Source organism: Phormidium sp. CCY1219 (genome assembly GCF_055795085.1).
The window spans coordinates 1-7809 of record NZ_JAYFEQ010000814.1; the positions used below are offsets into that span (position 1 = coordinate 1).

The 7809-nt window shown below is 52.8% G+C and carries 8 protein-coding genes; 3 read left to right on the forward strand and 5 right to left on the reverse strand.

What is annotated here, in order from left to right; all coding sequences use genetic code 11:
• The first annotated feature begins 71 nt into the window (after positions 1–71).
• Complete coding sequence (locus AC0QH1_RS25515; RefSeq protein WP_324634245.1) at positions 72–275, forward strand: histidine kinase dimerization/phospho-acceptor domain-containing protein; 204 nt, start codon at positions 72–74, stop codon at positions 273–275.
• On the opposite strand, the gene AC0QH1_RS25520 is transcribed toward AC0QH1_RS25515, so the two are convergent.
• The 5 genes from AC0QH1_RS25520 to AC0QH1_RS25540 form a co-directional block, all read right to left on the reverse strand.
• The gene (locus tag AC0QH1_RS25520) at positions 269–421 is read right to left on the reverse strand and encodes a hypothetical protein (protein ID WP_324634246.1); all 153 of its coding nucleotides are present in this window, start codon (positions 419–421) and stop codon (positions 269–271) included. The two genes, AC0QH1_RS25515 and AC0QH1_RS25520, sit on opposite strands and share 7 nt — an antisense overlap.
• A gap of 127 nt (positions 422–548) precedes the next feature.
• Positions 549–1088 carry a rhodanese-like domain-containing protein gene (locus AC0QH1_RS25525; RefSeq protein ID WP_324634248.1) on the reverse strand — a complete coding sequence of 180 codons (540 nt, stop codon included), beginning with the start codon at positions 1086–1088 and terminating at the stop codon, positions 549–551.
• A gap of 355 nt (positions 1089–1443) precedes the next feature.
• Entirely contained in the window at positions 1444–2070 is a 627-nt protein-coding gene (locus AC0QH1_RS25530) for a cytochrome c oxidase subunit 3 (RefSeq protein ID WP_324634249.1), read from the reverse strand.
• 84 nt (positions 2071–2154) lie between these two features.
• Complete coding sequence (gene ctaD / locus AC0QH1_RS25535) at positions 2155–3843, reverse strand: cytochrome c oxidase subunit I (RefSeq protein WP_324634250.1); 1689 nt, start codon at positions 3841–3843, stop codon at positions 2155–2157.
• Between the two features lie 74 nt (positions 3844–3917).
• Positions 3918–4910: a cytochrome c oxidase subunit II gene (locus AC0QH1_RS25540; protein WP_324634251.1), complete on the reverse strand. Its 993-nt coding sequence runs from the start codon at positions 4908–4910 to the stop codon at positions 3918–3920.
• A 481-nt stretch (positions 4911–5391) separates the two neighbouring features.
• On the opposite strand from AC0QH1_RS25540, the gene AC0QH1_RS25545 reads away from it, so the two are divergent.
• Positions 5392–6414, forward strand: coding sequence for a COX15/CtaA family protein (locus tag AC0QH1_RS25545; RefSeq protein ID WP_324634252.1), 1023 nt, complete (start codon positions 5392–5394; stop codon positions 6412–6414).
• Positions 6415–6451: 37 nt separating this feature from the next.
• A complete protein-coding gene (locus tag AC0QH1_RS25550; protein WP_324634253.1) occupies positions 6452–7429 on the forward strand; it encodes a heme o synthase in 978 nt (325 codons plus the stop codon).
• The last annotated feature ends 380 nt before the right edge of the window (positions 7430–7809 follow it).

Sequence of the window (7809 nt, forward strand, 5' to 3'; positions counted from 1 at the left end):
GGGGGGAGAACTCCTCCCTACGCATAAATGACGAGGGTTTCCGTTCTCCCCCTTACCAACCCTAATTTCTGATGATTTCCCACGAACTGCGAACCCCCTTGACCACGATTTTATCTTCGGCAGATTTACTCGAGTGCTATAACAATAGTTGGTCGGAAGAGAAAAAACTTCAGCATCTGCGTCAGATCCAAAATGCGGCGGTAGAAATGACGCAGCTTTTAGAAAGCGAAGAATTTTCCCAACAGCTTAAAGCCTGTGCTCGTCAGCTTCAATAAGCAGTGGTATTCGCCAGGGGTGACATCAATTTAATTACCCGATCTACCGTCAAGGTACGAGACACAACAGAAGTGGGGAGGCGATCGCGGTTTCCCCTCAGCGGGTGATTGCGTTCGATTCCCCTGCCCGATTTGCCCCTAGGCATAGTAATGGTTTCGCGAGGGTTTACCTGTTACTTCAGCGCAATTTTAGGTGATTTTCCCAAACGCCAAAAAAAAGCGATCGCCCCACCCGAACAATCAGATGCGGCGATCGCATCATCCATTACCCATCTAAATTCGCTGATTGTAAGGCAGTTTGGCCAACAAGCGCGCCAACATGCAGGTATTGGAAATACCGGCAAACAGCAAACCCGCCCCGACAAATCCGCTGAGAATTAAAAACCAAGGCGACACAAACGCCCCGAGTAAGGTTCCGGTTAGCACTAAAGAACCGGCCACAATTTGCACCTGACGCATCAAACTAATCGGTGCTTTTTTATTCACAATGGTGGGATATCCTGCGGCTTTCCATGCCGAAATTCCGCCGTTGAGGTGCGTAATTTGCGGAAAACCGGCATTGAGAACCTGTCGTGCAGCTTGAGAAGAGCGGTTCCCTGATTGACACTGCAGCACCACCCGCTGGTTCTGTTCAAACGGAATTTTCCGGGGGTCGAAACTCGATAGGGGCATCAATTCCGCGCCGGCAATATGCTCTCCGGCGTATTCTGCTGGTTCGCGCACGTCGATCAATCGCACCTGTTGGCGATCGAGCAATTGTTTTAACGTCGCCGCATCGATTTCTTGCAGTTGTTTGTCCGTGCTCAGGTTCATGCTCTGCTCTCCTCTGGCTCTAATGCAGTGGGTTGACGAGCGATCGCTTGGATAACCTCCCTACTTCCCTCGGCGTCGCTTTCGGTGACATTCACCTCAACCGCGATCGCCGCCCGTAGAAGACCTCTCCTCGCTCGTTCGTTTTATCGCTAATTAGTAATATAGTCAATTTTTCACCGGGTGTCAAGAGGAGAAAAAAGAAATTTTGCCAATTTCCCCACCTTTCAAATTGCCAATTGCCAATTGCCAATTTTCCATTGTAAACTTTCAATTTCCAGACAAAAAAACCCCTTGGGGGGGTTGATGGAAAATGGAGGAGTCAGCGCGTGGAATTAGGCCACAGCGCCAGGGAAATTCACAAGAGATATAAAATAGTAAACAGAACGATCCAGACCACATCAACGAAGTGCCAGTAGATTTCCGCAGCTTCCGGGCCAAAGTGACTTTCGCTGCTATAGTGGTATTTGTAGCGCGATCGCCACAACACGCCCAAAATCAACAGCAAACCAAACGTCACGTGCAAACCGTGGAAGCCAGTGAGCACGTAAAACGTACTGGTAAAGATATTATCCGTCAGACCGAAGCCGGTGTGAAAATACTCGTAAAGCTGGCCCACCAGGAAAATCGCACCCATTGCAGCCGTAGCGGCAAACCAGAGGCGCAGACCGCTCACATCATTTTCCTTAATTGCCTTATTACCACGATTAATCACGAAACTGCTAGAAATCAGAATAATCGTGTTCACCCCAGGGAGTAGGAGTTCCATTTCCTCCGGACTCCCTTCCGGAGGCCAAACCGGTGCCACAGCGCGAAACGTTAGATAAGCGGCAAACAAGCCGAGAAAAATCATCGACTCTGCCACCAGAAACATAATAATGCCAAAGATGCGATGGTCCGGATGTTCCCCATGATGACCGCCCGGGATACCCGCACGGTGTTCGGTTTCCAGAGCGCGATCGCTCGTGTCAATGGTTCCTTGCATAGTTCAGTTGCGATAATTAAACAGTAAAATTTCAGCCTCAGAGCTAGGGGAAACAGCCACTCCCCTAGCAGAGTCAGCCGCAGATTAAGAAACCGTCGGTCCGCCCGAGAGCATTGGCGTATTCGATTGCCGATCCGGGTTGCGACCGTTCATCCCATAATCATACGGACCGGTTTTCATCACCGGTTCGCCGAAGAAATTCTCAACTGGGGGCGGCGAAGCCGTTTGCCACTCCAGAGTCAAGGCATTCCAAGGATTGCCACTAGCCTGACGGCCCTTGAGCCAACTCCACACCGCATTGATGAGAAACGGAAACGTAGAAACAGCCAGCAGATAAGAGCCGATGGTGCAAATCATATTCACCGGTGCCAGAGAGGGGTCATACTCAGCCACCCGGCGAGGCATTCCCTGCAGGCCCAAATAATGCATCGGCAAAAAGCACAGATTAAACCCAACAAACGTCAGAGCAAAATGAATCCGCCCCCAGGTTTCATTCATCATCCGACCGGTCATTTTCGGGAACCAGTGGTAGATGCCGGCATACAGACCGAACACGCTACCGCCAAACAAAACATAGTGCAGGTGAGCCACGATGAAATAGGTATCGTGAACGTGAATGTCGAACGGCACCGAAGCGATCATAATCCCGCTGAGGCCACCGATAACAAACATGGAGACAAAACCCATACCGAAGAGCATGGCACTATTCAAGCGGATTTTGCCACCCCACATAGTAGCCAGCCAGCTAAACACCTTAATGCCCGTAGGCACGGCGATGATCATGGTAGCGATCATAAAGAACATCCGCAACCAACCGGGAGTGCCGCTGGTGAACATGTGGTGCGCCCAGACGATTAAGCCGAGGAAGCTAATCGCCATACTGGAATAGGCGATCGCGCGATAGCCAAAAATCGGCTTGCGCGAGTGAACCGGCATCACTTCCGAAATTATCCCAAACACCGGCAAAATCATAATATACACCGCCGGGTGGGAATAGAACCAGAACATGTGCTGATATACCACCGGATCGCCGCCACCCATTGGGTTAAAAAATGCCGTTCCTGCCAGCAAGTCGAAACTGAGCAGAATCAGTGCCCCCGCCAAAACCGGCGTAGACATCAAAATCAGCACCGAAGCGGCGAGCATCGCCCAACAGAACAGGGGCATATCGTTTAACCCCATTCCGGGCATCCGCATTTTCAAAATGGTGGTGACAAAATTCACCGCCCCGAGAATCGAAGAAGTTCCCAGCAATAACACGCTGAGAATCCAAATCATTTCTCCAACTTTATCCCCCATCGTGCTTAACGGCGGATAGGAAGTCCATCCCGCCCCTGCGGCTGCACCATTGCCCACAAAAAAGCTAGACAACAGCAAGATACCGGCAGGGGGAATCAGCCAAAATGCCACGGCATTTAAGCGGGGAAACGCCATATCTCGCGCCCCAATCATCAGGGGAATCAGATAGTTGCCAAATGCGCCGGTACCTGCAGGAACGATCCACAGGAAAATCATTACCGTGGCGTGGATGGTAAATAAACTGTTGTACAGTTCGCGGGTAACAAAATCCACTTCTGGGGTGGCCAATTCCGTGCGAACTGCGGTGGCCAAAGCACCGCCAATCAGATAAAAAATAAAGCTGGTGACTAGGTATTGAATGCCAATCACCTTATGGTCGGTACTGAAACTAAAGTATTCTCGCAGTGGAGTTTTTTCTCCTTGTTCCGATTCGGGGTTTTGTTCTAGGGTTGATGTTTCTTCTACTTGTGCCATAAGTAAATGGGTGTCACAGATGAATCTGAGAAGGCAATTTTTTCGCGCTTCGAGTGGGAGAAAGGGCGATCGCGTTAGTTATGCAATTGCGCGATCGCCTCCGGGGTAATTCCCATTTCAGCCCCTAAAGGTTCGAGATAGTCGGATTCGGATAATTCCGCTGGATTAATGGCCACCGTATTCCCAGACTCTGGCTGAGCGGCGAGTTGACTTTCAACCCACGCTTGGTAGTCTTCCGGGGTGTGGACGATCGCGCGAGTTTTCATGCCCCCGTGGTAGGAGCCACAGAGTTCCGCGCAGAGTAGCGGGTAATTTCCCACTGTTTGCGGCACGAAGCGCAATTCGGTTTCCCGTCCGGGAATCGCATCTTGTTTCAGGCGAAATTCCGGAATCCACAGGGCGTGGATCACATCGTTGGCGCTGATGGTTAGCTGCACTTCTTTGCCGGCGGGCATATGCAGTTCTCCGGAAGTAATGCCCAAGTCTGGATAGGTGAAAATCCAGGCGAATTGAAGCCCGAGGACGTTGACATTCACAAAGGGGGATTGCCCTTGGGTTTTCGGGGAGGCCCCGACGCCGAGGGCGAGCATTTTTTTAGCTTTGCTCGGTGTTGCGTCGGCTTCGGGTTCGTTTTCCGGGAGGGTGGCGGCGATCGCTGCTCCGGGTTGGGCCTGGGCCTGCATCGTGTGGGAGTCGTGGGAAGCCATCGGATCGAGTCCGCCCATCGAGTTGTACACTTCAAAGCTGTAAATTCCGATCCCCATGATCAGCACGGCGGGAATTGCCGTCCACAGCACTTCTAGGGGCACGTTCCCGTGAATCGGCGGCCCATCGCTGTCGTCGCCCGGGCGTTGCCTAAATCGCCAAATGGCAACGATGATAATTCCTTGCACGAGTACGAACAGACCCGTGGCAATGGTCATCATGGTGTTGAATAGTCCATCGACCCAGGGCGCTTCTTCTGAGGCGGCTATGGGCATCAAACCGTGGTTTTGACCGTACCACAGGCTGATCAGGGTTAAACCAATTCCGGCCAACATGGCTGATATGGCACTGGGTATTTTCACTCTCTGTGTACCTCCTGAAATGAAACACTCCGCCTCGGCACGATGGAACGTGCTGTCCGGGGTTGTCCGGACTTCGGCGGTTTTTGGTTTGCTTGCTTCTGTGCTAACTTAGCAATTTTTTGCAACTTGTGGATCTACCTGGCGTCCGATCGCTGGGGCAAGTCGGTGGCGGCGGGGGTAAATCTTTAGATTTTTTTTGGGATTGCACGATTGCTCTCGAAGCGATCGCCGGGGAAGGCGGTGGGCCTGCGTCCCCCTACCTACCGCGCCGATGGGGCGCGAAATGTTAACCTTTCCACCATCAGGGTGAAAATTTTTAACGTTCGATCGCAATTGGCAAAAAATCTCAAAATTGCATAACTCGCTACACCCTGGCGACTCGAGAGGCGATAACAATGCTTGGCCAAGGGGCGCTGAATCGCCGAAGCGCAACTCAGGCAGTAGATTAGTATGAGTTTGGACTTGAATGGGAAAAGCACATATGGCAAACTTACTCCTGGATCCCAATTCAGAAATCGCGCCGAACCAGTCTCAGGCGAGGGATCGGATTCGGCGCTTGGTCTGGAAAATCGCGATCGCCACGTTGCTGTTGATGGCGGTGGGGAGTGCCACTCGGGTGATGAATGCGGGTTTGGCTTGCCCGGACTGGCCGTTGTGTTACGGTGAGTTAGTCCCCACGCAACAGATGAATTTTCAGGTGTTCCTGGAATGGTTTCACCGTTTGGATGCGGGGTTGATTGGGCTGAGCACCCTTGTGCTGGTGGGTTTATCGACCTGGCATCGTCGGGCACTTCCGGGATGGTTGCCTTGGGCTTCGGTGGGCGCATTGGGTTTAATCGTCTTTCAAGGGGTTCTCGGCGGACTCACGGTCACGCAATTGCTGCGCTTCGATATCGTCACCGCTCATCTGGGGACGGCGTTATTGTTTTTTGCCACCCTGCTGGCGATCGCGATCGCCTTGATGCCTTATCGCCCCACGGGCAGTGTGGGCAAGTTGCCTTGGGTGGGCTTAGTGAGCGCGATTTTGGTGTACGGGCAAAGTATTCTAGGGGGGCTGGTGGGATCGCAATGGGCACTTCATCAGTGCTTGGGGTACGATCGGCTATGCACGGTGATGAATAGCCACATTGCTGGCGTTGTCCCCGCTACCCTGGCAATCCTCACCTTGGTGGTGATGGCATGGCGCACGCCTGCATTGCATCCCACCCTGCGTCAGCTTGCCCAATCGGCGGGATTGTTGTTACTGTTGCAAATTGCCCTGGGCGTGGCCACGTTTTACTGGCGCTTGCAGGTGGAACTCCTCACGGTGTCTCACCAAGCAACGGGGGCGGCTTTATTGGGCCTGTTGGTGGCGTTTACCGGTTTGGCCCTGCGCGATCGCGCTAAAGTCGGGCGATCGGGTGTGAAGTTTTCGGGTCAGTGCAATGTGGGGTCGGCGCAATCTCCTGCACCCGCATTGCGTTGCCATTGTGAAGAGAATCAGACAGACTCTAGAAGCGTCTGAACTGCTGAAAGGAAAAGAAAACGAAAAGACAAAATCGATGCAAGACATTATTGGGACGAGTTCGCAACGTCATCACGACAATTTCTGGCAAGTATGCAAAAGTTACTATCAGTTGACCAAACCTCGGATTATCCTGCTGCTGCTGATTACTACGGCGGCGTCGATGTGGGTGGCGGCCCGGGGAGAAGTAGACCCGCTGCTGGTATTGGTGACGATCGCTGGTGGTGCCCTGGCGGCGGCTTCGGCAAATACGATTAACTGTCTCTACGATCGCGATATCGATTACATTATGGAGCGCACTCGCCATAGACCGCTTCCTTCGGGTCGGGTGCAACCGCGCGATGCTCTGATTTTCGCGATCGCTCTGGCGGTGACTTCTTTTACCCTGCTGACGGCATTCGCTAATTTGCTGGCGGCGCTGTTGGCGATGTCGGGCATTTTGTTCTATGTGGTGGTTTACACTCACTTCCTCAAGCGCCACAGCACGCAAAATATCGTGATTGGCGGCGCTGCTGGGGCGATTCCGCCGCTGGTGGGATGGGCTGCCGTGACGGGGACTCTCACTTGGGCACCTTGGGTGATGTTCGCGCTGATATTTTTATGGACGCCGCCTCACTTCTGGGCGTTGGCTATGATGATTCGCGATGATTATGCGGCGGTGAAAGTGCCCATGTTGCCGACGATTGAAGGGGATGAGGAAACGGCCCGTCAAATCTGGATTTATACTTTGGTGCTTTTGCCCCTGACCCTGCTGTTGGTTTATCCCTTGCAGGCTACTGGATGGCTCTATGCCGTCGCGGCGGTGCTGTTGGGCGGCTGGTTCGCCCGCAAGGCATGGCAGTTGTTGCAAGACCCGCCAGACCGGGATAAGGCGCGATCGCTGTTTAAGTATTCGATTCTCTATCTGATGCTGCTGTGCGCGGGTATGGTGGTGGATAGTTTGCCCGTTACCCATCAGACGATTACCGCGATCTCCGATAACGTGCAACTGCTGGTCAGCGCGATCGTTAGCTAGCTTCCACCCCTCCAGCCTCAACGGCTGCTCTCCCTCCCCTTGGGTAGGCATCTTGCCTGCCCATTTTTTTCCCTTCCCCCCCCTTGACACATGCGCGAAATTGCCCTACCATATAAAACAAATCAACGATTCGGCCTGGTCAGGGCGTTACCGCCGCGCCGACTCCCCTAGTCCTGGGGAATCTAGTGATTTTTAAATCGATAATAATTTATCGGCGCAGGCAGGGCACTTAAGCATTGCACAAATTGCTTAAGTGCCCTGCCTGCGCATAGGGTTTCAGCAGGCTAAGCTGCTACTTAAATTATAGCACCCCTTGCTCATTTAATGCCGCCGAATCTTAAAAAAAATATGAAGTTTCCCTGTCCCTGGGGGTGGGTGGC

Coding starts and splice junctions, on each gene's coding strand:
- AC0QH1_RS25515 (WP_324634245.1), top strand. CDS start 72: ATGATTTCCCACGAACTGCGAACCCCCTTGACCACGATTTTATCTTCG.
- AC0QH1_RS25520 (WP_324634246.1), bottom strand. CDS start 421: ATGCCTAGGGGCAAATCGGGCAGGGGAATCGAACGCAATCACCCGCTG.
- AC0QH1_RS25525 (WP_324634248.1), bottom strand. CDS start 1,088: ATGAACCTGAGCACGGACAAACAACTGCAAGAAATCGATGCGGCGACG.
- AC0QH1_RS25530 (WP_324634249.1), bottom strand. CDS start 2,070: ATGCAAGGAACCATTGACACGAGCGATCGCGCTCTGGAAACCGAACAC.
- ctaD (WP_324634250.1), bottom strand. CDS start 3,843: ATGGCACAAGTAGAAGAAACATCAACCCTAGAACAAAACCCCGAATCG.
- AC0QH1_RS25545 (WP_324634252.1), top strand. CDS start 5,392: ATGGCAAACTTACTCCTGGATCCCAATTCAGAAATCGCGCCGAACCAG.
- AC0QH1_RS25550 (WP_324634253.1), top strand. CDS start 6,452: ATGCAAGACATTATTGGGACGAGTTCGCAACGTCATCACGACAATTTC.